This is a genomic window from Enterobacteriaceae bacterium Kacie_13 (assembly GCA_013457415.1).
GTDB lineage: Bacteria > Pseudomonadota > Gammaproteobacteria > Enterobacterales > Enterobacteriaceae > Rahnella.
Genome location: CP045665.1, coordinates 2,352,129 through 2,378,345, shown reverse-complemented (window position 1 = coordinate 2,378,345; position 26,217 = coordinate 2,352,129). Strand labels below are relative to the sequence as shown.

Sequence of the window (26,217 nt, the reverse complement as noted above, 5' to 3'; positions counted from 1 at the left end):
TTAACGTTTTACTAAAATACCCGAATTCGGTATAACTATTTGACCACGCTAATTATTTGCAATCTGGAATAAAGCGGGCGGGAAGTAACCCGTTAAACGGAGTTTGAAATGAACGAAAACGCCCGATGAGCCATAAAAAAATAACGATTATTGACGTTGCGCAGCACGCAGGGGTTTCCGTCACCACGGTGTCTCTGGTGCTGAGCGGCAAAGGCCGTATCTCACAAACCACGTCTGAGCGGGTTAACCGCGCGGTGGATGAGTTGGGTTTTGTGCGAAACCGTCAGGCGAGTACGCTGCGCGGTGGCGAGTCCGGCGTGGTCGGGCTGATTGTTCGCGATATCTGCGAACCCTTTTATGCCGAAATGACTGCCGGTCTGAGTGAGATGTTTGAAGCGCAGGGCAAAGTGTTGTTCCTGCTGCAAAGCGGTCCGACGGGCAAAGGCCTGGATCGCTGTTTCGACACGCTGCTGACGCACGGTGTCGACGGCATTGTTATCGCCGGCGGTGTGAATTCAATTGCCGGACTGAAGGAAAAAGCCGAAGAGCAGGGGGTTCCATTGATTTGCGCGGCGCGCTCCGGCGGCATCGAAGGTGTGGACGTCGTGCGCCCGGACAACATGCTGGCCGCAAAAATGGCCACGGAATATCTGATCAAACGCGGCCATAAGCAGATAGCTTACCTCGGTGGGCTGAGTAATTCATTAACCCGCGCCGAACGTCTTGGCGGCTTCTGTGCCACGCTTTTGCAATACGGCCTGCCGTTTCGCAGCGAATGGATTATTGAGTGTGATTATCAGCAGAAATTTGCCGCAGATGCAGCAGAAGCGTTGTTATCGCACTACCCGAAAATCAGCGCCATCGTATGCCACAAAGCCTCCGTCGCGATGGGAGCGTATTTCGGCATCATGCGCACCGGTACGCAGGTCGGCGGCGGCGCGGTTGATAACTTCTTCCAGCAAAAAGTGGCGTTAATCGGCATGGAAGATGCCCCGGAATCGGCACTGACCGAACCCCCGCTGACGTCGATTGCTAATTCGGCGAGGGAAATTGGATATGCAGCTGCCCGGCGGTTATTGATGAGGATTGGCGGGCAGAATCTGGAAGCGCAGAATATTATTGTGGCGCCGGGGTTGGTGGAGAGGGAATCGGCTTAGCAGGGGACTGAGTTGGATTGTTTTAAATTCAAGGTCAAGGTCAAGGTCGTGGGTTGCCACCCACACTGGCCTTAAGGGCGGCTTATCGCCGCCGCCCTTAAGAATCCCAGGCTCTTTAAAACACGTGCCATGCATCCCGGCTGTGTTTCATAAACTCCTCCTGTTGCCGCAAAATCCCGCCGCTTCGCGGTGCCCTCCGGTCGGGTTACAACCCGCGCAAAAAGCCGCGCGGTTTTCCACCTCTTCCTACGGCGTGATTTTTGAACGCGGCCAGAAACTTTTAGGTCACAACTTCACCTGCTCGGATCATTTCAAATAAAACTTCTTAAAATTACTCAGATTTTTTCTTTTAAAATGATGGGATGGCGCGATTAAAAATCCTGCTGAACGGAGCGGCCTGAAGACCCAAGGCTTCAGGACCGAGAGAAGGCACCGCGAAGCGGCAGGGTTTTGCGCCACACGCGGAAGTACCAGAACATGTCCATCGTTCCAGAGAAAGCGTGTTTGAAAATGCGGGGAGGGATCCAAGGGAGGGAAAGCACTTCCCTCCCTTGGTCGGTTTCGGCGCGGTGAGTTAAGTGATCACTGCACGTGAGAAACCGAAATATTCCCGGTCATTAATTACTGTCCTGACTCGTTCCGGTTTTAGGGTTCGAATTGCTCTCATCCCCTGCGCCAGCAGTCTTTGTATAGATGATCTTCTGGCTATCATTTCCGCAATGCCCAACGACTTGTCCACCGGCCTGATCTGCCTGATCGTTCGGTACGATGTCGAGTTTGAAACCTGACTCAGGTAAACCGTTAGCGACGATTTTCTGGGTGATATCCGCTTTTACAGTATCACAGGAAGCCTGTGCGACGAGCGGAGCCAACATCACAACGGCAAGTCCGGCTAATAGCGTCTTTTTCATCATTCATTCCTTTTATGAAAATCACAGTATTAATGAGTTTAGCAGATTATGGCGCGAGTAACTGACGGCCTGTACGGCGGTCGAGGCAGCGCTCAGTATTCTCTTCCCAATAGGCATTAACGTTCTGGCTGGCGTTGCACTTATCACGCAGATCAACCGAGTTATCGTATTTGGAATAGTCTTTCTCTGCACGCTGGTTCTTCAACGCGCGCAGACGCTGGGTTTCATTCCACTGTTCTTTGCTCTGGCGTGCTTCTTCGTTACTCATGGCATCATTGCCGCTACCGCCAAAAACACAGGTCCCGCCTGCGCAGTTGGTGGCAGCCAATGCAGGCGCTTGCCAGGCTGCGGTCATGACCAGCAGGGCGACCGGCAATACGCTGCGGGTCAGTCGGGACATAAACGTTGTATTCATTAGCTCATCCTTATATTTTTACACATCGCTCAGGCGAATATTCCAAGTATAACATCCCGCTGAATGACGTCATCCTCTGACAGGGAACTGGTTGATTTCTTATTGAACTACGGACTCTAAACCTGACAATGATTATGCTCAAAACTTCTTTACTGTTCTTTGCGACCGCGCTGGCGGAAATTGTCGGCTGCTTTCTGCCTTATCTCTGGCTACGTAAAGGAGGCAGCGCAATGCTGCTGTTGCCTGCGGCGCTGAGTCTGGTCGCGTTTGTCTGGTTACTGACGCTGCATCCGGCAGCCAGCGGGCGGGTTTATGCGGCTTACGGCGGGGTTTATGTGATGACCGCCATGCTGTGGCTGCGTTTTGTCGATGACGTGAAACTCAGCACTACTGACTGGGTCGGTGCCTGCGTAGCGCTGGCCGGAATGTTGATCATCATTTCAGGGTGGAAAGCAGCTTAAAACGATAAATTACTGCGATAAACGTTCCATCATTACGATCACCTTCTGAATCACCCTCTGCGCCGCGCGCGACAGTTGACGGCGTGGGGCAACGCACAATGCCAGCGTCAGCGGCTTCGCCGTGCGGCCCTGCAAAGGTACGAACGCCAGCCGGTTTTCTTGTAAATCAGGTAAGACATCCAGCAGGCTCAGCACGCCGACACCGGCGCCTTTACGGATCATTTCACGCATCATCCGCACGTCATTGCAGACGATCGACGGCGTTTCCAGCAGCTGATAGCGGTTATACAGCAGTTTGGCGCGTGCGTTGACCATCAGCGGTTCCGACGGAATGATCTGCCGGTAAGCCGCGATATCACTGAACGACAGCGATACCTGACGCGACAACTCGTGCCCGACCGGCATGGCGATGCCAATCGGCAATTCCGCAAAGGCGCGCACTTCCAGCCCGGTGTGTTCGACCGGGTCGAGCAGCAAACCAAAATCAACTTCTGCCGAACTGACCTGCTCGCTGATATTGCGGCTGTCTTCAATGCGTATATCAAACGTGAGATAGGGATGTTCTTTACCCACTTCGGCAATCAGTTCCGCCATCATGCCTTCGCTGAGCGCGGCAATCATCGAAATAGTGACGTGCCCGCGACGTAATCCCTGGATCTCATCGAAACGTTCGCGGGTGCGGGAAAATTCCTTTCGCCAGCGGCGGATATCATCGAACAGAATTTCGCCTGCAGATGTCAGTTTTAGTCCGGTCGGCAGGCGCTCAAACAGCGGTGTTTCCAGCGTCTGTTCAGCCTGCAAAATCTGCCGGTTGATGGCCGAAGCCGAGACGTGCAGCACTTCGGCAGCTTTGCGCAAACTTCCTGTTCGGGCGACTTCAGTAAAATATTGCGAAAAACGGGAGAAGGGAGACATAGGTGTACTAATTTATGCAGTGAATAAGTGAGATATCTATTATGGACTGCATCACTCATTTTTCCTAGATTGTGCGATGCCCCTTTGTAAAACAATGTCCTCAGGTTGTTTTATGCTCAAAGAGGCAATGACAGGGTTCGTCAAAACACGTTTTTAGCTCGTGTTCCGCTATCAGTACAGGCAGTGGGGCGAATTGTGGCATCCCTCACTGCGGGCGCGCGGGCGTGTTTTGAAAAACAATACTAATAACAAGCGTGCGCTATTTGATCGCCAGATGAAAAGTGATCACGCGACCAAGAGATTCCTTCTCATGTTAGAAAAACTATTCAAGTTAAAAGCTCACCGGACTAACGTGCGGACTGAGATTGTGGCAGGACTGACTACATTTTTAGCAATGGCGTATATTCTGTTCGTTAACCCATCTATTTTGGGTGCGACGGGCATGGATAAAGGCTCTGTTTTCGTGGCAACTTGTCTTGCTGCCGCAATCGGTTCCGCGCTAATGGGCTTCATTGCGAACTACCCGATAGCGCTGGCACCGGGTATGGGGTTAAACGCCTTTTTCACCTACACCGTCGTTCTGCACATGGGCTATACGTGGCAGATTGCGTTGGGTGCCGTTTTCCTCTCCGCCTGTATTTTCTTCGCGTTATCCATCTTTAAAATCCGTGAGTGGATTATCCGCAGTATCCCGATGCCGTTACGCTCGGCGATTGCTGCAGGTATAGGCTTATTCCTGGCGCTGATTGCGCTGGAAAATGCCGGTATCGTGATTGCAAATCCGGCCACGCTGGTAGGTTTGGGCGACCTGACCAAACCGGGGCCGCTGTTCGCCATGCTGGGCTTCATTCTGATCGTGGTGCTGGAAGCACGTAAAGTCACGGGTGCAGTGCTTATCGGCGTATTGGCCGTCACCGTACTGGCTATCGCCCTGGGTTATTCGGCGTTCGGTGGGATCATGTCGATGCCGCCGTCTATCGCGCCAACCTTCATGCAACTGGACATCAAAGGCGCATTCAATGTGTCGCTGATTAGCGTTATCTTCGCGTTCCTGTTTGTGGATGTATTCGACAACTCCGGCACCCTGATTGGCGTCACCAAACGTGCAGGGCTGGCAGACGAAGACGGTAATATCCCGAAAATGGGCCGTGCGCTGGTCGCTGACAGCGCCGCTGCGCTGTTCGGTTCCCTGCTCGGAACGTCAACGACGACCAGTTATATCGAATCTGCTGCGGGCGTGAGCGCCGGTGGTCGTACCGGTCTGACTGCAATTGTTGTTGCCATCCTGTTCCTGCTGAGCCTGTTCTTCGCACCGCTGGCAGGCAGCGTTCCGGCGTTCGCTACCGCACCGGCGCTGCTGTTCATTGCCGTATTGATGACATCAGGTCTGGCAGAGATCGACTGGAAAGACATCACCGTCGCTGCCCCGGTCACCGTGACTGCGCTGACGATGCCTTTCACCTATTCCATCGCTAACGGCATCGCGTTCGGTTTCATCACCTGGACACTGTGCAAATTGCTGACCGGCCGCTGGCGCGAGCTGAATTCCGCGCTGATCGTGTTGTCGATTTTGTTTGTGATCAAGCTTGGCTGGCTGAGCGCGTAATTCGCATTCAGAGAGCAGAAGGGCGCGGGCAGGTTTGCCGCGCCTTTTTTGTTTGTGGCCGTACCGAAGAAATTAAAAAAGCAGCCGGAGCTGCTTTTCATTATTTTTCCTTGCACTAAGGAAGCAGGATCACTCTTCGCGATGTACCTGCAAACCGGCGAGGGACTGGCTGACGGGCATCATCTCAATACTGTTGATGTTGACGTGCGCAGGCAGTGTGGAAACCCAGTAGACGGATTCGGCGACGTCTGCGGCGGTCAGCGGGTTGGTGTTGTCGTAGGTTTTGCTGACTTTCTCATCGTCGCCTTTAAAGCGCACGCTGGAGAATTCAGTGCCGCCGCACAGGCCCGGCTCGATGTTGGTGACACGCACGTGGGTGCCGTGCAGGTCGGAGCGCAGGTTCAGGCTGAACTGACGCACGAACGCTTTGGTGGCACCGTATACATTGCCGCCCGCGTAAGGCCAGTTACCGGCGGTGGAGCCGATGTTGATCACGTGCCCGATATTGCGTTCAACCATGCCCGGCAGAACGGCGCGGGTCATGTACACCAGACCTTTAGTATTGGTGTCGATCATTTTATCCCAGTCTTCCAGCGACGCTTTGTCGGCTTTTTCCAGACCGAGCGCCAGACCGGCATTGTTGACCAGTACGTCGATGTTACGCCATTCAGCAGGCAGGCTGTCGATGGCATCCTGAATCGACGCACGGTTGGTGACGTCCAGTTCGACAGGATAGAGTGCGTCTCCCAGCTCAGCTTTCAGATCATCCAGACGCTCTTTGCGGCGGCCGGTGGCAATGACTTTATGACCTTCTTTAACAAACTTACGTGCGATTTCCGCACCAAATCCGGCGGTGGCGCCGGTAACAAAAATAATCATCCCGGTATTCCTCTGTTTTAAGCAAAGTGTGCCTGAAGCACACAAAAAGACGCTGTCAGTATTAACACAAAAATAACGAGACCGGCAGGGTAAGCCGGTCTGCGCTGGTATCATTTTATTGCTATTACTTTTTCAGATAAGGCGCAATCAGCGATAAATCCGCCGCTGAGAGGCGGTCTGGCGCAGTCTGAGCCTGATGCCAGTAAGGATACAGCAACGGCAACTGGCTGACAGCATTGAGTTTTTCTATTTCTTCGTGGGTGAGCGTCACGTCGGCAGCCTTAAGATTGTCCTGCAGCTGCGCATCGTTGCGTGCGCCGACGATCACCGACGTCACCTGTGGCCTTGCAATCAGCCACGCCAGCGCGATTTGCGCCGCTGAGACCCCACGGGCTTCGGCGATTTCTACCAACACATCCACTACGTCGTACAGCGCGCATTCATCACGCACCGGCGGCTCGCCCCAGTCGGCCAGATGTCGGGTGCCTTGTGGTGCGGCCTGATTGCGGCGATATTTGCCCGAGAGTAATCCGCCCGCCAGCGGGCTCCAGACCAGCGTGCCGAGGCCCTGATCCTGCGCCGCAGGCAGTAATTCATATTCGGCTTCGCGCGCCTGCAAGGTGTAATGGATCTGCTGGCTGACCGGGCGGATGTAGTGATTCGCCTGCGCGACCCCCAGCGTTTTCATCACATGCCACGCGGAAAAGTTCGAAACGCCCACGTAACGTACTTTACCGCTGCTGACTAAGTCATCAAGCGCGCGCAGGGTTTCTTCCAGTGGCGTCTGACCATCCCATTGATGCAACTGATACAAATCCAGATAGTCAGTGTTCAGACGTTTGAGGCTGGCTTCGCAGGCGCGCAGGATATGATGACGCGAGGAGCCGCGATCGTTCGGGCCATCGCCCATCGGGAAGCGGGCTTTACTGGCGATCAGCACATCGTTGCGTTTGCTGCCGAGCGCTTTGCCGAGAATGATTTCAGATTCACCGCCTGAATAGACGTCGGCGGTATCGAACAGGTTGATACCTGCGTCGAGACACAGTCCGATCTGACGCTGAGCTGCGTCGACGTCAGTCTGGCCGGTTTTGGCGAATTTCCCCTGACCACCAAACGTCATGGTGCCAAGGCTGAGAACTGAAACTTTCAGGCCAGAATGGCCTAACAAGCGGTATTCCATGGTATTTCTCCATTTTCCGGATACTTATTTTCAGTCTGGCTGCGCCTTTATTTATCCGACGTAGCCGGTTGGGGTACAGATTCTTTTTTCTGTCGCAGTTCATCGCCCGCAGTCTTATCCAGCGTCAGACTGTCGAGCGTTCCCGCCAGAGAAAACACACCAATAATGATGAAAGCAATGTGGAACGTCCCCACCTGCAAGGTTTCGCTGGCCGGGAGAAAATGTTCGGCAATACGCAGTGAGAGTGCGCCTATAGCAATACCGAGACCGGTGGACAGCTGCTGCGCAGTGTTAAACAGCGTATTCGCGCCGCCCATCTGCTCGCCGGGTACCTGCGAGAAGGCCAGCGTATTTAGCGCCGTGAACTGCATCGAACGTGTCATGCCGCTGGCGAAAAGCAGCAACAGCGTCAGCGCGGTCGGGACTTCAGGCGTTAAAAGCGCGCAGGCAAAAATCGTCGCGGAATTCAGCAGGCCGTTAACCAGCATAATCGACTTAAAGCGGAAGCGGTGCAAAATCGCCGACGTAAAAGGTTTCATTGCCAGATTTCCGGCAAACACTGAAAGCACCAGCAAACCGGCATCAAATGCACTCATGCCGTAACCGAGCTGGAACATCAGCGGTAGCAGGAATGGCAGGGCACCGATGGCGATGCGAAACAGCGAACCGCCGTAAACCGTGACGGCGTAACTTCTTATTTTCAGCGCCACCAGCGGCAGCAAAGGGTGTGACGCCCGTTTTGAATGCCATACCGCCAGCGCAGCCGCAATCAGTGCACCACTGACCATCGCGACGGGTTTCCAGTCGATCTGGCCTTCGTTAAATTTATCCAGCCCGAAGATCAGACCCAGACAGGCTGCACCGGTCAGTACAAAGCCGGTGACGTCAAACGGTACCCCTTTTTGCCCCGCAGCCTGAGGGATCAGCCTGCGGGCGAACAGCAGCGCAACAATGCCTAAAGGAACGTTGAGGATAAATATCCAGTGCCACGAAGCATAGGTGGTAATAAAACCGCCGAGCGGCGGCCCGAGGATCGGTGCAACCAGGCCCGGCCAGGTAATAGTCGCTATGGCGCGGATCAAATCCGATTTTTGGGTATTTTTTAGTACCACCAGACGACCGACCGGTACCATCAGCGCCCCGGCAAAACCCTGCAACATACGCGCTGCGGTAAAGGTCCCAAGGCTGACGCTGGCCGAGCACAATAATGAGGCGAGGGTGAAAAGAACGATCGCCAGCGAAAAAATATTGCGTGTACCAAAGCGATTAGCAATCCAGCCGCTGGCGGGAATGAACACGGTGAGCGTAAGAATATAGGCCGAGACGCCGATGTTCATGTCCACCGGATGCACGCCGAAGTCTTTCGCCATTTGCGGCAGTGCCGTAACGATCACTGTCGCGTCGAGGTTTTCCATAAAGAAGGCGCCCGCGACCAGGAGTGGCAGCGCGGAACCAGGAGGCAGCAAGAATTTTTTAATGGGGAACAAGCTCATAAAAGGTAAGCGCGCTAATCAATCAGCCAAAGTCTGAGCATAGCGCATCGGGGAGAGGCGTCAATGACAGAAACGCCTTCCCCGCAGGAGGAAGGCGTTGAAAAATCACTCTTCAGTCAACCGTTGCCCCGTTTGTGTATCAAACAGATGAATGGCGTCGCTGTTGGCTTCGAGATACAGCGGCTGATCGGCGCTGACGCGCGCGCGCCCGGCGAACTGAACGTGCAGCGGGAAGCCGCTCCAGTCGATGTGCAGCAGGCTGCTTTCTCCGGTCACTTCCAGCAGGCGCAGCGTCGCGGCGGGCTGGGCGCTGTGTTGCACCGGACGGAGATCATGCGGGCGCAGGCCGAGAGTGACCGGCTTTCCTTCAGACTGACGCGCCTGTAATGCCCATTTTTCCGGTAACGCAAACCACAGCTGTGCGCAGGTGACACCCGGCTTTCCGTCGATGCTCTGGAACACGCCGCTTAGCAGGTTCATCGGCGGCGAACCGATAAACCGCGCCACAAAGGTGTTTACCGGTTTATCGTAGATCGACAGCGGATCGCCCTGTTGCACGATAAATCCGTCTTTCATGACCACGATATTGTCCGCCAGCGTCATTGCCTCAACCTGATCGTGCGTCACATACACCGTGGTGGTACGAAACTGCTGATGCAGCGATTTTATTTCGGCGCGCAGCTCCATACGCAATTGTGCGTCGAGGTTGGAGAGTGGTTCATCGAACAGAAATACTTTTGGATTACGCACCAGGGCGCGACCCATCGCCACTCGCTGACGCTGGCCGCCGGACAAATCTTTCGGCAGGCGTTTTAGCAGATGGTCAATGCCCAGCACTTTTGCCGCCTGCTGAACTTTCGCCTGCTGTTCGGCTTTCGGCACTTTTTTCACCTGCATATGGAACGCCATATTCTCGGCGACGGTCAGGTGCGGATAAAGCGCATAACTTTGAAATACCATTGCGATATCCCGGTCCGCCGGGTCGAAGTTATTAATCTGCTGTTTATCCAGCAGAATATCGCCGTCCGAAAGGGATTCGAGACCGGCCAGCAGGCGCAGCAGCGTCGATTTCCCACAGCCCGATGGCCCGACCAGCACGGTGAAACTGCCGTCCGGAATGGTCAGATCCAGCGGTTTCAACACCTGCACTTTGCCATAATGTTTGGCAACTTTTACCAGTTCTACCAGAGCCATTTAATGATTCTCCATAAGGCCAAAAAGCGATTGCCAGTCAGGGTAACGGCGCGGGGAACTGCCGATCGCGCAACCCGCGACGCGGACACCCCATTGCAGCGCCGTGGCGGGCGGCAGGCCATAAATCAGCGCGGATAAAAATCCGGCATTAAAACTGTCTCCGGCACCGATGGTATCGACCACATCGACCGGTTCCGCGTGCTGATGCAGCGCCTGATCCGCGCTCCACAGGCGCGCACCCTCAGGGCCGCATTTCGCCACGCAAAACGCACTGTCTGCCATCTGTGAAAGCAGGCGGTGTGCGGCGGCGTCAAGCGTGGCGGCATCCGCCAGCCCGAGCGTTTCCACTTCATTGAGCAGCAGTGCATCGCAGAACGGCAGCCAGTTCGCCGCCTGTTCGCGCAGCGCGTCGCTCCAGTCCTGCGGCGGCCAGCCGCTGTCGACGGCGACGTGATAACCGCGTTGTTTCAGCAGGGAAAGCAGCTGCGGATAGTCCGCGTACAGTGCGGTACACAGCCAGGTGCCGCACAGCAGGACCCAGTCGCCGGGTTGTGCGGTCTGCGGTAACTGTCCGAGCACGTCCTGCATCGAAAGGCGAACGATGTGCCCCTGATTACTGAAGAATGTGCGTTCATGATCCGGATGCGTGACGCCGAAAGTCAGCGAGGTTTCGCAGTCGGCGGTTGGCCAGTGGCGCGCGCTGTGTGGAAATAAACTGGCCAGCCAGCCGGTGAACTGGTCGTTGCCCTGATTAGCGACCAGGCGGTGCGGCGTATCGAGCGCCGCCAGCGCCAGCGCACAGTTACCGGCGGAACCGCCGGGGCGCAGCGAACTGCTCTCGAGCATCGCTTCCGTACCTTTTTTCGGCCATTCATGCAGCGTGCTCATGATCAAATCCACATTGATATTACCCGCCACGTACAGCGTGGCGGTGGCGTCGGGTTTCTTCATTTTTGTCACGTTTCCCATGGGCTTATCCCTTGCTGCCGCCAGCGGTTAACCCGCTGACCAGTGTTTTTTGCAGCCAGAGTGCAATAAAGAGTGGCGGAATGGCCGCCAGAATGCCGACAGCGGCAATCAGCCCGTCATCGGTGGCGCGCCCGGCGGTAAAACCGGCGATGGTGACCGGCAACGTCTGGGCGTCGATATTGTTGGTGAACAGCAGGGCGTAGAAGAATTCATCCCACGCCAGCAGCCAGCCGAACATTGCCGAGGCACCGAGCGCCGGTTTTGCCAGCGGCAGCGTAATGCGCAGCAGTACCTGCCAGTAACGCAGTCCGTCAAGGCGCGCGGCCTGTTCGATGTCGATCGGCAGGGCATCGAACTGGTTTTTCAGCATCCACGTCAGGAATGGCAGGATCATCGAGCAGTAGACCAGAATCAGACCGAGATGGGTGTTGAGCAGCGAGAGCTGTTGCAAGATGAAGTACAGGGGCAGAACGAACGCCACCGGCGGCACCATGTAAATCGCCAGACTGCCAAACAGCCAGCCGTCACGGCCGGGATAACGTGAGAAGCTGTAGGCCGCCGGAATGGCCAGTAGCAGGGAAATGATTGTTGCACCGCAGGCGACCAGCAGGCTGTTGCCAAGGGCGTGTAAGAACAGCGCACCGGGCTGTCCGGCCTGCAAGGTCAGCAGGCTGGCGTAACGGCTGAAATCCCACTGGCGCGGTAGCCATTCCAGCGGAATGCGGGTCAGGTCAGCCGCCGAACTGACGCTCATCAGGAACATCCACACCAGCGGCGCAAGGATCGAGGCTGCCAGAATCAGCGCGGCGAGATAGCGCAGGATAAGCCGGATTTTCTGTTTCATTCAATGCTCCCTGAACGGCGCTGACGCAGCAGCATTACCATGTAAATCAAAATGAGCAGGGCACAAATCAGCGTCATTAAAATCGCGTAAGCGGCACCGCTGCCTGCGCGCAGATAGCTGAAGGATTCCTGATAGACAAAGAAGCTGACGGTTTTGGTGCTGTCGAGCGGGCCGCCGCGCGTCATGACATAAATAATGTCGAAGACTTTAAACGCATCGATGGTGCGCAGGATCAGCGCCACTGCCAGCGGGGCGGCAATTGCCGGTAAAGTGATTTTGCGAAAACGCCGGAAGGCGGATGCGCCGTCCAGACGTGCGGCCTCAAACAAATCCTCCGGAATAGTCTGCAGTGCGGCCAGTACCAGCAGGGTAATCAGCGGGTAATTCTTCCAGATGTCCGCGAACATCACGGCGTTAATGGCTGAGGACGGGTCACCGAGCCAGCTGCGGTAGGTATCGATCAGGCCGAGCTGCGTGAGCAGGGCGTTGATACTGCCGTAATCGGGATTGAAATTCAGCCGCCACATGGTGGCGTTGACGATAGTCGGCAGCGCCCACGGCAAAATCACCAGCACGCGCAGGGCGCTGCGCCCCCAAAACTGCTGATTAAGCAGCAGAGCAACCAGCACGCCAATAAAGCCTTCGATAATCACCGAGACCACGGTGAAATACAGCGTGCGCCAGAGTGCTGCGCGAAAATCCGGATCGGTCAGCGCGTAGAGAAAGTTTTCGCTGCCCACCCAGTTGGGCGCAGAGCCGTCGCCGATAAGTCCGGCGTCGGTAAAGCTGAGCCACAGCGTGCGGGCCAGCGGCCAGGCGGTCAGCAGGAACATCATCAGCAGCATTGGCGCGAGGAGCACCCAGGCCTGACGACGTTCACGTTGCGGTAATGTAAGCATGCTTGATTCCCGGCCCGTCATCTTGGGGAGACGACGGGCTGTAGTGTTGGCTTAAGAGTGTGGTTTAAAGCAATTAACGTAAACGATCGGCGGCTTTGGTTGCGGCTTCCATACCGTCTTGCGCCGGGGTTTTACCCTGCAAGACCGCCTGAATGTTTTGCTGCAAAATGTTCGATAAACGGGAGTAATCCGCTGTCACCGGACGTGACAACATCACATTCAGCGACGTTTTAGCAGCGGCGATCAGCTGTTCCTGATCTTTCTGCACAGCAGGATCGTCATAGGATGATTTCCAGATAGGCAGGCTCAGTTTGGCGTATTTGTTCTGTACCGGCTGGGAGGTCATATAGCTGATGAATTCCCATGCCTGATCCGGATGCGCACTGGCTTTGGCGATGCCCAGACCCATCGAGCCGTTGACGCCTGACGCGCCGCCCGCTTCCCCCCCCGGAGCCGGAACGACGCCGACGTCACCGGCCACTTTGCTCTGTTTCGGGTCATTGGCCATGTTGTACATATACGTCCAGTTCAGTGCGAACGCCGCATCGCCGTTGGAGAAGGATTTACGTACATCCTCTTCCAGATACTCGCGGGAGTTCGGGTTGGTCAGCCCTTTATCCAGCGTTTCTTTCATATAGTTGATGGCTTTCATCGCGCCAGTGTTGGTGAAGTTCAGCTTACCGTCTTTATAGAAATCGCCTTTGAAGGCAGAGACCAGCGTGGTGTAGTCACACAGCAGCGCTTCAGACTGCGACCAGCTCCACACCAGCGGATACTTCACAATGCCTTTTTCTTTCAGGATGGCCGACTGCTTCTCAACATCCGCCCAGGTTGCCGGTGGCGTCGTGATCCCGGCTTTAGCCAGCATGGCTTTGTTGTAATAGAGGTATTTGGTGTCGAGGATCCACGGCATCCCCCAGCGTTTGTCTTTGTAGGTCACGGTGGAAATTGCGCCGTCGAAGATCTTATTGCTTTCTTCTGCCGGAATACGCGCGGTGACGTCCTGCAACAGTCCGTATTTGTTAAATTCGGCAGGCCAGATCGCATCAAACAGCACCACGTCATACCCTTTATCACCGGCACCGCGAGCTGCGACGATTTTGTCGTGTAACGCTTCGTAAGGGACAAACTCCAGATTTACTTTGATATCCGGGTGGAGTTTGGTGAAATCGGCGGTCATCGCGCGGATATCCGCTTCGCTGTACGCCGCCTGAGTCATAAACAGGGCGCTGAGGGTGGTGTCCGCCAGCACGCTGGCCGAATAACCGAAAGTCAGGGCAGAAAGGGCGCACAGGGTCGCCGCTGGGGTAAGTCGCAGGCTCATCGTCATTCTCCGAAACAGGGTTAAGTTTATTAAATCAATTTGATTGCTTTAATCGGCTAAAAAAAATGGGAAGGCCTATTTCTGCCAGTCCCTGCGTCCCTGCCGGATTGTGCTACTGGGTCTGAAGGTGAATCTCAAAAACGTCTGCAAGTAAATAGTGATTGGTGATTATTATTAACATACCAATAACATTCAAAGCTGTGATGACACCGTCAAATTCATATACTGATAATTATAAAATCAATTTGATTGCTGTAATCACTCTCCGCATACTGCCCCCAGGGTCTTCACCGGGGAGAGGGATGTGATTACAACGTCGGGTACTAATCTTGAGCACGCCCGTGCTCACAATCGTCGGGTCGTGATTGAAGCCATTCGCCTCAACGGAGAGCTCACCCGCGCCGAAATTGCCCGGCTGACCTCGCTCACGCCACAAACCGTCTCCAACATCGCCACCGAGCTTGAACAGGCGGGGATCCTCTCCTCCCATCTGCCGCGCCGTGAGGGCGGACGTGGTCAACCAGCAACGCCACTGACACTCAATCCTGACAGCGCCTATTCCATCGGCATCCATCTTGATCATCAGTCGCTGCTGATTGTGCTGGTCGATCTCACCGGAACGGTCCGCTTTCGCAATCTGATCCGGGTACAGAAACCACAGCCAGAGCCCACGCTGGCTCTGATTGATCAGATACTGCAAGAAATGCGCCAACAGGTGAAAATCGACTGGCGTAAGATATTAGGTATTGGCGTGGTGATGCCGGGACCGTTCGGCGTGGAGGGGATTTCGTCACAAGGCCCGACCACGCTGCACGGCTGGGATGATGTGGATATCGAAGCGCATTTGAGCGCGGCAACCGGCTGGCCGGTAACGCTGGAAAACGATGCGACCGTGGCCGCCATTGGTGAGCGTTTTCATGGTGTCGCCAAGCAATTATCGTCCTTTGTGTATTTGTATATCGGCACCGGTCTGGGTGCAGGCATCTTCACGGACGGGCGAATTTATACCGGTCATGCACACAATGCGGGCGAGGTCGGCCACATTGTGGTGCAACCAGGTGGTCGCGAATGCTATTGCGGCAACAAAGGTTGCCTTGAACGCTACCTTTCTTTGCAGGCGGCTTACGAAGCCTGCGGATTAGACCCGGCTTCCGCGATGCCGGAAGACCTGCTGAATGTCGATGAAAAACGCTTCGAACAATGGCTGGATACTGCTGTTGAACCCGCCTGTCAGGCTATCAATATCATGGAATGTGTATTCGACGCGCAGTGCGTGATTATCGGCGGCACCATGCCGAAACCGCTGGTGGAGAAGCTGATCCTACGTCTGACACCGCTTTACAGCTCGGTGCGCAGCCGCTACCCGCAGAATGCACGCATTCGCCTGGGGATGTCCGGCAGTGACACTGCCGCCCTCGGCGCCGCCGCGTTGCCTATCTTCGATGAGTTCAATCCGCAGTACGAAGTGCTGCTGAAATAATCCCCCCGTAGTAAAAACATCCAACCGGTCTGACCAAGCGGTCAGATTTGGCATAAGCTTTGCAAATGTTCTGTTATCAGTCATCAATCAGAATGTTGCAGAAAAGGGCTATGCCATGAGTCAGATCATCACCCGCGCGGTTCGCGGAAACTTTTTTGATATCCGTGAGCCGGTGTTAAAACCCGACGATCTCGATGCGCAGGTGCGCTATATCGAAGACGGACTGATGTTGCTCAGCGGCGGGCATATCGTCTGGCTGGGCGACGGGCGGGAAGGCGAGGCGAAGCTGGCGCAGGCACGGCGCACCGCCGGTCTGGAAATAGATGATTATCGCGACAAGTTGATCGTGCCGGGCTTTATCGATACGCATATCCACTATCCGCAAACAGAGATGATCGGCGCCTACGGCGAACAGCTGCTCGAATGGCTCCAGCGCTATACATTTCCCACTGAACAGCAATATCACTGCGCGGATTACTCCCGGCGCATGTCGAAATTCTTCATCGAACAGTTACTGCTTAACGGCACCACCACCGCGCTGGTGTTCGGCACCGTGCACCCGCAGTCGGTCGATGCGCTGTTTAAAGAGGCGTCCGACATCAACATGCGGCTGGTGGCGGGCAAAGTGATGATGGATAAAAACGCCCCTGACGCCTTGCTGGAAACGCCGGAACAAAGCGAAGCCGATACGCGGCAGCTCATTGCGCGCTGGCATAACCGTCAGCGGCTGAGTTACGCGCTGACGCCGCGCTTCGCGCCGACATCTTCCCCTGAGTTGCTGCAAAAAGTCCGCCTGCTCAAAGAAGAATTCCCCGACGTGTACCTGCACACCCACCTCAGCGAAAACGTCGCGGAGCTGTCCTGGGTGAAGGAGATACACCCGGCGCATCAGCACTATCTGGATGTCTATCATCAGCACGGACTGACCGGCGAACGCTGCGTGTTTGCCCACTGTCTGCATCTGGATGACAGCGAATGGGACCGCCTGCAAGACACCGATTCCACCATCGCTTTTTGTCCGACCTCAAATCTGTTTCTTGGCAGCGGCCTGTTCAATTTGCAGAAATCCTGGGAGAAACGCATCCGCGTGGGGATGGGTACCGATGTAGGCGCAGGGACCACCTTCAACATGCTGGAAACCCTGTCGGAAGCCTACAAAGTCGGGCAACTGCAACGTTACCGTTTATCCGCCTTTGAAGCGTTTTATCACGCCACGCTTGGCGGTGCGCGGGCGCTGCATCTTGATGACAAAATCGGCAACTTCAACGCCGGTAAAGAGGCGGATTTCGTGGTGCTCGAGCCGGGTGTCAGTGCACTGCAAAAACTACGTGCCGCTAACAGCGAAACGCTGGCAGAAAAACTGTTTGTGCTGATGACCCTCGGTGACGATCGCAACGTGTTCTGTACTTATATCGACGGCGAACTGGCCTACGCGAGGGATCCGGCATGATGAACAACGAATCAGGCGGCAAAATCCGCGTGGCGCGCGAGCGTACGCTGGAAAGCATTCACGCGGCGGCAATTGCAGAGTTCAGTGAAAAGGGTTTTCAGGGGGCGACCACGCAGGCCATCGCTCAGCGCGCCGGGATCAAAAAAGCCCAGCTGCATTACTACATCGCTGGGAAAGAAGAATTGTATGAAGAGCTGCTACAAAAGGTACTGAAAGTCTGGGGTGACATCATCCAGTTCGACCCGACGCTCAGCGAACCGGACGCGGTACTCAGCCGGTATATCCGCAACAAGCTTAACTTCTCTTTCGACCAGCCTGAGCTTTCGCGTATTTTCACCAGCGAAGTGCTGGGCGGTGGCCACTATTTGCATAAGTACTGGCCGCAGGCGACGGCGAACATTACTGGCAAAGAAAACCTGATCCACCAGTGGATCAGCCAGCAGAAAATCCGGCCGCTGGATGCGCGACTGTTCATCATGCACATCTGGGCGGTGACGCAGTACTACGCGGATTTTGCAGTGCAGGTGAAGCATATGTATGGCGATTTTGACGGCGATAACGCAGCACGTGAGCACATCATTGAAGAAGTCACTACGCTGATTTTGAACGGCTGTAAGAAGGGAGAAGGCGCATGATCCAATTTTTAATGAACGGCAGAGTCCACACGGAAAATCTGCCAGCCGATACAACCGTCTTACAGTATCTGCGGCAGAACGCCGGGCGCTGCGGCACCAAAGAAGGCTGTGCGTCCGGCGACTGCGGCGCGTGCACCGTTGTGCTGGCTGAACCGCAGGGCGACGCGCTGAACTACCGCACGGTCAACGCCTGTCTGACGTTTATGCCTGCGGTCCATGGAAAACAGCTGATCACCGTAGAGGATCTGAAACATCGCGACGAACTGCATCACGTCCAGCAGGCGATGGTGGAGAATCACGCCTCGCAGTGTGGTTTCTGCACGCCGGGTTTTGTGATGTCATTGTTTGCTTTAGAAAAAAAACAGCAGTCATTTGATGTGGAACACACACAGCAGGCGCTGTCCGGCAATCTTTGCCGCTGCACCGGCTATCGCCCGATCATGGCGGCGGCCAAAGATATCTGCCAGCAGCCGCAGGCCGACCAGTTTGACGCCTGCGCGCCGGATACGCTGCAAAAACTGCGCGCCATTTCCGCCACTGAGCAGCCGACCCGCATCGAACAGCTGGCGCAGATGTTCAGCGCAGATCCGGATGCCCGTCTGGTGGCGGGTGGCACTGACCTGGCGCTGGAGGTTACGCAACGTTTCCAGCGGCTGCCGAAACTGATTTCCCTCAGCCATATTGATGCGCTGAAACAAATTACGCTGACCGGTCAGGCTATTCATATCGGCGCAGCAGCCACCCTCAGCCAGTGTTTGCCGGTGCTGCGCGATGAATTTCCCGAATTCGGCCAACTGCTCGAGCGCTTTGCATCGGAGCAGATCCGCAATCAGGGTACCTTTGGCGGCAATCTCGCCAATGCGTCACCCATCGGTGATGGCGGACCGGTCTTGCTGGCGCTGGGCGCAATGCTGCTGCTGCGGCGTGGCTCACAGAAGCGTGAGTTGCCGCTGGATCAGTTTTTTCTCGGTTACCGCCAAACGGCGTTGCAGACAGGCGAGTTTATCGAGCAAATCCGTATTCCCCGCGCGACTTCTGCGGCCCGCCAGCTGCGGGTCTACAAAGTGTCGAAACGGCTGGAAGATGATATTTCAGCGGTGTGCGCCGCGCTGCATATCGAAGTGCAAAACGGCACCGTCATTTATGTCCGGATCGCCTTTGGCGGAATGGCGGAAGTGGCGAAGCGCGCGACCGCCTGCGAGGAACAACTGCTCGGCCAGCCGTGGCAGACCGCGGCAATTGAGCGTGCCTGCCAGGCGCTGGAGCAGGATTTCACACCGATCAGCGATTTCCGCGCCAGTCGCGAATACCGTATGCAGGTGGCGAAAAACTTGCTTCGCCGCTGCCACATCGAAATGACCTCTCCTGAAACGCTGATGCGGGTAACTCACTATGTCTGAATCCAAACCTTCACTCTCGCAACAGCAGATGGAAACGCTGTTCCGCGCCGGTTTACAGAGCGGTGTGGGCAAAAGTCAGCGTCACGAAAGCGCCGACAAACACGTCAGCGGCGAGGCGGTGTACGTTGATGATCGCCTGGAATTTCCTAACCAGTTGCATCTGGTGCCGCTGCTCAGTCCGCACGCCCATGCCGATATTGTACATATCGATACTGAACCTTGTTACGCCGTGCCCGGCGTAGTGCGGGTAATGACGGCAGAGGACGTGCCGGGCAATCTGGATATCGCTCCGCTGACTTTTGGCGATCCGCTGATGGCGCAGGGCTGCGTGGAGTACGTCGGGCAGATTGTGCTGGTGGTCGCCGCCACGTCGATGGATGCCGCGCGTGCCGCCGCCGCGCTGGCGAAAGTGGAGTATCAGATGCGTGATGCCGTGCTGACCATCAAACAGGCTCTGGCGCTTGAACATTATGTCGAGGAGCCGCATCAACACAGACGCGGCGACGCCCGGATGGCGCTGACATCCGCGAAACACCGGTTGCAGGGTGAGCTGGAAATCGGCGGGCAGGAACACTTTTATCTGGAAACGCAGATTGCCTCCGTGATGCCCGGTGAAGATGGCGCGATGCTGGTGTACAGCTCGACGCAGCACCCGACCGAAGTGCAAAAACTGGTCGCCTCAGTGCTGGGTTTGCCAATGCACAAAGTGGTGGTAGATATGCGGCGGATGGGGGGCGGGTTTGGCGGTAAAGAAACGCAGGCAGCAGGGACGGCCTGTCTGGCGGCGCTGGCGGCGCATCTCACCGGACGTCCGGCGAAAATGCGGCTGGCGCGTCAGGATGACATGCTGATCACCGGCAAACGCCATCCGTTTCATGTGAGCTACGACGTCGGTTTTGATGACGACGGCGTGATCCACGGCATCGACATCAAACTGGCCGCCAACTGCGGCTATTCGCTGGATTTATCCGGTTCTATCGTCGATCGCGCGATGTTCCATTCCGACAACGCCTATTATCTCGGTGATGCGCTGATCACCGGCTATCGCTGTAAAACCAATATGGCGTCGAACACTGCCTATCGCGGATTCGGTGGCCCGCAGGGGATGGTGGCGATCGAGCATATTGTCGATCACATTGCCCGCGAGCTGGGGGCCGATCCGCTGACGGTTCGCAAGAACAACTATTACGGACAGGAAACCCGCAACGTCACACACTACCATCAGCCCGTCGGGCAAAACCTTTTACAGGAAATGACGCAGCAACTGGAAGAGAGTGCGGAATATGCTGCCAGACGTGACGCTGTCACTGAATTTAATCGTGTGAATCCGTATCTGAAGAAAGGTCTCGCGCTGACGCCGGTGAAATTCGGCATTTCATTCACCGCCAGCTTTCTCAATCAGGCCGGTGCGCTGGTGCTGGTTTACACCGATGGCAGCATTCAACTCAACCATGGTGGCACTGAAATGGGCCAGGGGCTGAATACCAAAGTGGCACAGGTCGTCGCCGAAGTGTTTCAGGTGGATATCGGCCGTATTCAGATAACCGCCACCGACACGGGCAAAGTGCCGAATACCTCACCGACTGCGGCGTCATCGGGTGCCGATCTCAACGGTAAAGCCGCGCAAAATGCCGCGGAAATCATCAAAGGGCGGATGGTGGAGATGCTGATGCGCGTCCACGACGCGGCTGAAAATGACGTGGAATTCAGCAACGGTCAGGTGAGGGTGAAAGATCAGTATTTCAGTTTTGAGCAGGTTGCCACCCAGTGCTGGCTGAATCAGGTGCCGCTTTCCAGCACCGGTTATTATAAAACGCCGAAAATTTTCTACGATCGCAGCAAAGCGGCCGGGCATCCGTTCTATTACTTCTCTTACGGCGCGGCCTGCGCTGAAGTTCTGGTGGATACGCTGACCGGCGAATACAAACTGCTGCGCGCCGATATCCTGCACGATGTCGGAGATTCGCTGAATCCGGCTATAGATATTGGGCAGGTGGAAGGCGGATTTGTGCAAGGCATGGGCTGGCTGACCACCGAAGAGTTGGTGTGGAACGATAAAGGTCGGTTGATGACCAGTGGCCCGGCGGCATACAAAATACCGGCGATTGGTGACATTCCGCAGGATCTGCGCGTGAAGCTGGTGGAGAACCGCAAGAACCCGGAAGACACGGTGTTCCATTCCAAAGCGGTGGGCGAACCGCCGTTTATGCTCGGGATTTCAGTCTGGTGTGCTATCAAAGACGCGATCGCCAGTCTGGCGGGTTATCGCGTCCATCCGCACATTGACGCGCCCGCTACGCCTGAACGGGTGCTCAACGGAGTGAACCAGCTACGGTTTTCAGGTGACGTTGTCACGAATATCGTTGATAAAATGGTCATCTAACGGAGGTTCTCATGCGTACTGATGACTGGGTGACCCGTTTACACGATCTGCAAACCCGTGGAGAACCCTGCGTGGTAGCAACGCTTGTCGATCAACAGGGTTCCACGCCGCGTGATGCGGGATGCAAAATGCTGATCACCGCTGACCAGCTTTTCTACACGATCGGCGGTGGCAATCTGGAATTTCAGGTCACGGCCATTGCCCGCGAGATGCTGAAAAACGGCGAACAGACCCGCCGCTTTGAGCGTTTTTCGCTGGGCGCGCGCCTCGGACAGTGCTGCGGCGGAATGGCCTCGGTGCTGCTTGAACCGCTCGGACATCCGCAACCGCACGTGGTGGTCTATGGCGCAGGCCACGTCGGACGGGCACTGGTGAATATTCTCAGCACACTGCCGTGCCGCATTACCTGGGTGGATGCCCGCGCCAGCGAATTTCCCGCGCAGGTCGATGCACAGATTACCTGCATCGTAGACGAAGAACCTGAAAGTACCGTGGCGCAAATGCCTGCGGGCAGCTATTTCATGGTGCTGACTCACGATCATCAGCTGGATTTTGCGCTGAGCGAGCGGATCCTCAAACGCGGCGATTTTCGCTACTTCGGTCTGATCGGCTCCGAAACCAAGCGAAAACGCTTCGACTATCGTTTATCCGGTAAAGGAATCTCAGCGGAGCAACTGACCCGCATGCGCTGCCCGGTTGGGTTGCCAGACGTGCGTGGCAAACTCCCGGCAGAAATCGCTGTGGCGATCGCCGGGGAGTTTATTGCAGCCTATGGGGCGCACGCGAAAATCAGTGGAGTTTTTTAAACTCAAAAGTGCCGCCGAGCGCGACGGCGTAACGGCTGACGGTATTGAGCGTGGGGGATGCGGTGCCGTTTTCAAAACGGCTGATGTTTTGCTTTTTCAGCCCGGTGCGCTTTGCAATGTCTTCCTGCGTCAGGGATTCGGCAAGGCGCGTGGCCTTAAGCTCTGCGACCATCTTTTTATGGAGCTGGAGGGCTGCGTAAGCGGCGGCAACCTCAGGATTTTTCAGCATCTCCGCTTTCACCACGCTGAAAGGGATCAGTTCATAATCATCATCTTTCATATTTCATTCCTTTTGATAGCTTTCATGCGTTGTATTGCCAGTTCCAGATCCTGACGAGGTGTTTTGGCGGTTTTCTTATGCAGAATATGAACGATATAAATACGTCGACCCTTCATAAAAAAGTAAAACGCTCTGCCAAGACCGTCCAGGCTGGTGACCCGAAGTTCCCTTACTCCATTTCCGACATACCGAACCTCAGGATCTTGTAAGGCGGCGCCGTAAATACCCAACTCGTCAACAGCTTCAATTAGCGCTGCGATAAGCGTAGCGGGCATTTTATCGAGTTCCCTTTGCGCATTGCGGGTGATGGTCACATCGTACACAGTGGCTTTCCTTGCGTTGAAGTATGAATACCTTTCATATATTTTAAAAGTAATCATTTATGATTATTTTTAAACAGGAAGCAGGTTCACATATTTGCCCGCTCCCTGCATTTTTTACGGCTACGCAAGGCATTCTGGACAGGTTTTCCGGTTTGTGAATGAGGACGATGATTACCCTCGCGATGTCTCGCAAAAAATAATCGGGGGAAAGGATATTTGGGGAATGCGTGCGAGAGTAATAAATATGGTGAATAATACGTGCCGTTTTCATGTTGTCCTTAGCATGATTTACGACAACAATTGTTAACAGGTAATGATAATTTGCACTAAACACGCCCATCGCTGGCAAGAGGCTACGTAGCATTTCATGAGCACTAACACCACCACCGCCAAACAGCTGGAAGTTCAGCGAATCGCTGAAATTTTATCGAAAGCCATTGCTCAGCACAGGCTGCGCCCAGGAACCCGTCTGGTGGAGTCTCAGCTGGTTGAAGCGCTGGGGGCAAATCGCAACCACGTTCAGGTGGCGCTTCAGCGTCTGGCAATGCAGCGCATAGTGACCATCGAACCGAATCGCGGCGCGATGGTGTCTCAGCCTACTGCAAAAGAAGCCCGCGAAGTGTTTATCGCCCGTCGCGCCATTGAGCGGGCGATTGTTGAGAGCATCACCCCAGACGTAATGCGGACTCATCGTCAGCGCATCAGCAGCCATATGCGTAACGAACGAGTGGCCACCGCATCAGAAGACCGCCGAGCCATCGTGCGTGAGCTGAGTGAGTTTCATCTGATCCTCGGTGAGATTTGTGGCAACAGCGTACTGAGTGAAATCCTGTCGAATCTGATGGTGCGCAGTTCCCTTATCGTGGCACTTTATCAGCGTAACGAGGTGCCTTCCTGCCAGTGCGACGAACATGAGGCGATCATCAACGCGCTGGAAGCGGGAGACACCGCGCAGGCGGCGGAAATCATGCAGGAGCATCTCGACGATCTCGAAGGCGTGTTAGACCTTGATGATGCGGATGCGGGAGAAATTAATCTGCGGCAGGTTTTATCCGACTTATAGCGTAAAAAGAATGCTGGCGCCCGTAACCACGGGCGCGAAAGGGCGTTACGAGGATTTCAGGCTGCGCAGCTGTGCGCGGTCGTTGTAGAAACGCTGATAGGCCAGATAACCCGCGATAATGGTCGATAAGCTTGCCGTTCCCAGCAACATAAACGTCACCATAATCTGATATTTAATGGCTTTAACCGGATCGATCCCGGCAAAAATCAGCCCGGACATCATGCCCGGCAGGCTCACAATCCCCACGGTTTTTGCCGCATCTACGGTCGGGATCATCGCCGCACGAATGCTGTCGCGGATAATGCGCCCTGAGGCGATTCTCGTCGGCGCGCCGAGGCTAAGCATCTCAAGAATTTTTTGCTGGTTATCCAGAAAACGCTGGTTCAGATTGCTGTAACACAATCCCACCGCCACCATCGCATTCCCGGCCACCATGCCTGAAATCGGGATGACCTGCATCGGCAGAAACTCAATCGAACCGGTCAGAATCAATATCGTCAGCGTCAGCGTGGTGCCCACCGTTATCGCGACAAACGAAATCACAAATCCGTTATCAATATTGCGGCTACGTTTCTTCGCATTCAGCGCGGCGTTCACGCAGATGAACAGCACCATCAGCACGGTCAGCCAGCCATTATTGAGATCGAATATGTATTTCAGTACATAACCGACAATCACCAGCTGCACGATCGCCCGCGCCACGCTCCAGATGATGTCTTTTTCCAGTCCCAGTTTCTCTTTGCTGCTGACCAGCAGGGCGACGACCACCAATATCAGCGCCAGCGCCAAAGATTCGTTAGTAATATTATGCTGATTCATGAAGGGCGTTCTCGTGCGAAGTATGGGAAAGCGTGATGACGTTTTTGGCGTGGCGGATTTCAGTCTGATCGTGACTAACCCACAGCACCGCGAGCTGTTTTTGCTCTGCCAGACTGGCGATGATTTCATTGATGTTTGCTTTGTTATCTTCATCGAGCGCGCTGGTGATTTCGTCAAGCAGCAACACGTCGGGCAGGAATTGCAGATTGCGCAGCAGGGCGATGCGTTGTTTCTCACCGCCGGAAAGTTCCTGAATATTTTTGCTCAGGATCTCTGGTGAGAGGTGCACCCGTTTCAGCCAGGCACGCAGAAGTTCTTCATCGACGTTTTTTTGCCTGATTTGATAAGGCAGCGCCAGGTTGTCCAGCACGGTTTCACCAAACAGTGACGGTGTCTGGAAGCAGTAGGATACCCGCTGGCGATAAGTCTCCGGTTTAATACGGCTGATATCTTCGCCTTTAAACAGAATCGTCCCGCCGGTCGGGGTTTGCAGCGACGCCATGATTTTCAGCAGGGTACTTTTGCCGCTACCCGACGGGCCGGTGAGCAGGGTGAATTCACCGGGATTGAGGGTGAGTGATACGGGCTCAAGAAGCGGGATATGGTTGAGAGTGAATGATACATCGGTGAGTCGGAGTAAATCCGGAGGAGTTGACATGGTAATATCCGGGGGAAATTAATTGAATGTGTGAATAATATCACTAGTTTGATGCCGAAGCGGGGCGGCTTTTAAAATCTACTTCAAGGTCAAGACCTTGGGCTGCCGCCCAAACTGGCCTTAAGGTCAAGGTCAAGGTCGTGGGCGTCGGCCCACACCGACTTGGGGGGCGGCCTATCGCCGCCGCCCCCCAAGACCCCCCAGGCTCTTTAAAACACGCGCTATCGCTGGGTCGATGGACATGTTCTGTAGCGCCCGCATGTGGCGCAAAACCCTGCCGCTGCGCGGTTCCCTCTCTCGGTGCTGGAGCCATAGGTCTCCAGCCCGCTCCGTTCGGCAGGATTTTTTGATCGCGCCATCTCACCATTTTTGAAGACAAATAGAGATTGAACAAAGTGTTTGGTTTTTTGAAATGATCTGAGCGGGTGAAGTTGTGACCTAAAAAGCCTGTGGCCGTTTTCAAAAATCACGCCGGAGGAAGAGGTGGAAAACCGCGCGGCTTTCTGCGCGGGTTGTAACCCGACCGGAGGGAACCGCGCAGTGGCGGGATTTTGCGGCAATAGCAGGCGTTTCTGAAACAGAGCCGGTATGCATGGCACGTGTTTTAAAGAGCCTGGGATTCTTAAGGGGGGCGGCGATAAGCCCCCCTTAAGGCCGGTGTGGGTGGCAACCC

The 26,217-nt window shown here is 55.3% G+C and carries 25 protein-coding genes; 10 read left to right on the top strand and 15 right to left on the bottom strand.

Annotation, left to right across the window (positions count from 1 at the left end; genetic code table 11):
* Window positions 1-125 precede the first annotated feature (125 nt).
* The gene (gene malI / locus GE278_10850; GenBank protein ID QLK61230.1) at window positions 126-1,157 is read left to right on the top strand and encodes a Mal regulon transcriptional regulator MalI; all 1,032 of its coding nucleotides are present in this window, start codon (window positions 126-128) and stop codon (window positions 1,155-1,157) included.
* A 617-nt stretch (window positions 1,158-1,774) separates the two neighbouring features.
* On the opposite strand, the gene GE278_10845 is transcribed toward malI, so the two are convergent.
* Together GE278_10845 and GE278_10840 are read right to left on the bottom strand one after the other, a co-directional pair.
* A complete protein-coding gene (locus tag GE278_10845) occupies window positions 1,775-2,068 on the bottom strand; it encodes a DUF1161 domain-containing protein (GenBank protein ID QLK63268.1) in 294 nt (97 codons plus the stop codon).
* Between the two features lie 46 nt (window positions 2,069-2,114).
* A complete protein-coding gene (locus GE278_10840; GenBank protein QLK61229.1) occupies window positions 2,115-2,483 on the bottom strand; it encodes a DUF1283 family protein in 369 nt (122 codons plus the stop codon).
* 134 nt (window positions 2,484-2,617) lie between these two features.
* Between GE278_10840 and GE278_10835 the strand changes: the two genes are divergently transcribed.
* Complete coding sequence (locus GE278_10835) at window positions 2,618-2,944, top strand: YnfA family protein (GenBank protein ID QLK61228.1); 327 nt, start codon at window positions 2,618-2,620, stop codon at window positions 2,942-2,944.
* A 9-nt stretch (window positions 2,945-2,953) separates the two neighbouring features.
* On the opposite strand, the gene GE278_10830 is transcribed toward GE278_10835, so the two are convergent.
* Window positions 2,954-3,859 (bottom strand): LysR family transcriptional regulator, encoded by a 906-nt coding sequence (locus tag GE278_10830; GenBank protein QLK61227.1) that lies wholly within the window; start codon window positions 3,857-3,859, stop codon window positions 2,954-2,956.
* 310 nt (window positions 3,860-4,169) lie between these two features.
* Here GE278_10830 and GE278_10825 point away from each other — a divergent pair, with 310 nt between their 5' ends.
* A complete protein-coding gene (locus GE278_10825; GenBank protein ID QLK61226.1) occupies window positions 4,170-5,465 on the top strand; it encodes an NCS2 family permease in 1,296 nt (431 codons plus the stop codon).
* A 129-nt stretch (window positions 5,466-5,594) separates the two neighbouring features.
* Here GE278_10825 and ydfG read toward each other — a convergent pair whose 3' ends face one another.
* From ydfG to GE278_10785, 8 genes are all read right to left on the bottom strand, one after another.
* Window positions 5,595-6,344 carry a bifunctional NADP-dependent 3-hydroxy acid dehydrogenase/3-hydroxypropionate dehydrogenase YdfG gene (gene ydfG, locus GE278_10820; protein QLK61225.1) on the bottom strand — a complete coding sequence of 250 codons (750 nt, stop codon included), beginning with the start codon at window positions 6,342-6,344 and terminating at the stop codon, window positions 5,595-5,597.
* Between the two features lie 124 nt (window positions 6,345-6,468).
* The gene (locus tag GE278_10815; protein QLK61224.1) at window positions 6,469-7,524 is read right to left on the bottom strand and encodes an aldo/keto reductase; all 1,056 of its coding nucleotides are present in this window, start codon (window positions 7,522-7,524) and stop codon (window positions 6,469-6,471) included.
* A 47-nt stretch (window positions 7,525-7,571) separates the two neighbouring features.
* The gene (locus GE278_10810) at window positions 7,572-9,017 is read right to left on the bottom strand and encodes an MFS transporter (GenBank protein ID QLK61223.1); all 1,446 of its coding nucleotides are present in this window, start codon (window positions 9,015-9,017) and stop codon (window positions 7,572-7,574) included.
* 105 nt (window positions 9,018-9,122) lie between these two features.
* A complete protein-coding gene (ugpC, locus tag GE278_10805; protein ID QLK61222.1) occupies window positions 9,123-10,211 on the bottom strand; it encodes a sn-glycerol-3-phosphate ABC transporter ATP-binding protein UgpC in 1,089 nt (362 codons plus the stop codon).
* On the bottom strand, window positions 10,212-11,162 hold the full coding sequence (locus GE278_10800) for a carbohydrate kinase family protein (GenBank protein ID QLK63267.1): 951 nt from the start codon (window positions 11,160-11,162) through the stop codon (window positions 10,212-10,214).
* A 22-nt stretch (window positions 11,163-11,184) separates the two neighbouring features.
* Window positions 11,185-12,024 carry an ABC transporter permease subunit gene (locus GE278_10795; protein QLK61221.1) on the bottom strand — a complete coding sequence of 280 codons (840 nt, stop codon included), beginning with the start codon at window positions 12,022-12,024 and terminating at the stop codon, window positions 11,185-11,187.
* The gene (locus tag GE278_10790) at window positions 12,021-12,923 is read right to left on the bottom strand and encodes an ABC transporter permease subunit (GenBank protein ID QLK61220.1); all 903 of its coding nucleotides are present in this window, start codon (window positions 12,921-12,923) and stop codon (window positions 12,021-12,023) included. Before GE278_10790 ends, GE278_10795 begins: the two co-directional genes overlap by 4 nt.
* 73 nt (window positions 12,924-12,996) lie before the next feature.
* Window positions 12,997-14,247, bottom strand: coding sequence for an extracellular solute-binding protein (locus GE278_10785; protein QLK61219.1), 1,251 nt, complete (start codon window positions 14,245-14,247; stop codon window positions 12,997-12,999).
* Window positions 14,248-14,551: 304 nt separating this feature from the next.
* Here GE278_10785 and GE278_10780 point away from each other — a divergent pair, with 304 nt between their 5' ends.
* The 6 genes from GE278_10780 to xdhC all read left to right on the top strand — a co-directional run bounded on the left by GE278_10780 (window position 14,552) and on the right by xdhC (window position 22,401).
* Window positions 14,552-15,727 carry an ROK family protein gene (locus GE278_10780; GenBank protein QLK61218.1) on the top strand — a complete coding sequence of 392 codons (1,176 nt, stop codon included), beginning with the start codon at window positions 14,552-14,554 and terminating at the stop codon, window positions 15,725-15,727.
* 115 nt (window positions 15,728-15,842) lie between these two features.
* A complete protein-coding gene (gene guaD / locus GE278_10775) occupies window positions 15,843-17,177 on the top strand; it encodes a guanine deaminase (protein QLK61217.1) in 1,335 nt (444 codons plus the stop codon).
* Complete coding sequence (locus GE278_10770) at window positions 17,174-17,812, top strand: TetR family transcriptional regulator (GenBank protein ID QLK61216.1); 639 nt, start codon at window positions 17,174-17,176, stop codon at window positions 17,810-17,812. Before guaD ends, GE278_10770 begins: the two co-directional genes overlap by 4 nt.
* On the top strand, window positions 17,809-19,212 hold the full coding sequence (gene xdhA / locus GE278_10765; protein QLK61215.1) for a xanthine dehydrogenase small subunit: 1,404 nt from the start codon (window positions 17,809-17,811) through the stop codon (window positions 19,210-19,212). Before GE278_10770 ends, xdhA begins: the two co-directional genes overlap by 4 nt.
* Window positions 19,205-21,595, top strand: coding sequence for a xanthine dehydrogenase molybdopterin binding subunit (gene xdhB / locus GE278_10760; GenBank protein QLK61214.1), 2,391 nt, complete (start codon window positions 19,205-19,207; stop codon window positions 21,593-21,595). Before xdhA ends, xdhB begins: the two co-directional genes overlap by 8 nt.
* An 11-nt stretch (window positions 21,596-21,606) precedes the next feature.
* Window positions 21,607-22,401, top strand: a complete 795-nt coding sequence (gene xdhC / locus GE278_10755; protein QLK61213.1) for a xanthine dehydrogenase accessory protein XdhC — start codon at window positions 21,607-21,609, stop codon at window positions 22,399-22,401.
* Here xdhC and GE278_10750 read toward each other — a convergent pair.
* Together GE278_10750 and GE278_10745 are read right to left on the bottom strand one after the other, a co-directional pair.
* The gene (locus tag GE278_10750; GenBank protein QLK61212.1) at window positions 22,385-22,681 is read right to left on the bottom strand and encodes a helix-turn-helix domain-containing protein; all 297 of its coding nucleotides are present in this window, start codon (window positions 22,679-22,681) and stop codon (window positions 22,385-22,387) included. The two genes, xdhC and GE278_10750, sit on opposite strands and share 17 nt — an antisense overlap.
* Window positions 22,678-23,061 carry a type II toxin-antitoxin system RelE/ParE family toxin gene (locus GE278_10745; protein QLK61211.1) on the bottom strand — a complete coding sequence of 128 codons (384 nt, stop codon included), beginning with the start codon at window positions 23,059-23,061 and terminating at the stop codon, window positions 22,678-22,680. Before GE278_10745 ends, GE278_10750 begins: the two co-directional genes overlap by 4 nt.
* A 310-nt stretch (window positions 23,062-23,371) precedes the next feature.
* Here GE278_10745 and GE278_10740 point away from each other — a divergent pair, with 310 nt between their 5' ends.
* Window positions 23,372-24,067, top strand: a complete 696-nt coding sequence (locus tag GE278_10740; protein ID QLK61210.1) for an FCD domain-containing protein — start codon at window positions 23,372-23,374, stop codon at window positions 24,065-24,067.
* A gap of 45 nt (window positions 24,068-24,112) precedes the next feature.
* Here the strand turns inward: GE278_10740 and fetB are convergent, their stop codons facing one another.
* Both fetB and fetA read right to left on the bottom strand, forming a co-directional pair.
* Window positions 24,113-24,886: an iron export ABC transporter permease subunit FetB gene (gene fetB / locus GE278_10735; protein QLK61209.1), complete on the bottom strand. Its 774-nt coding sequence runs from the start codon at window positions 24,884-24,886 to the stop codon at window positions 24,113-24,115.
* Window positions 24,873-25,544 (bottom strand): iron ABC transporter ATP-binding protein FetA, encoded by a 672-nt coding sequence (fetA, locus tag GE278_10730; protein QLK61208.1) that lies wholly within the window; start codon window positions 25,542-25,544, stop codon window positions 24,873-24,875. The genes fetB and fetA overlap by 14 nt, the downstream gene beginning before the upstream one ends.
* Window positions 25,545-26,217 lie beyond the last annotated feature (673 nt).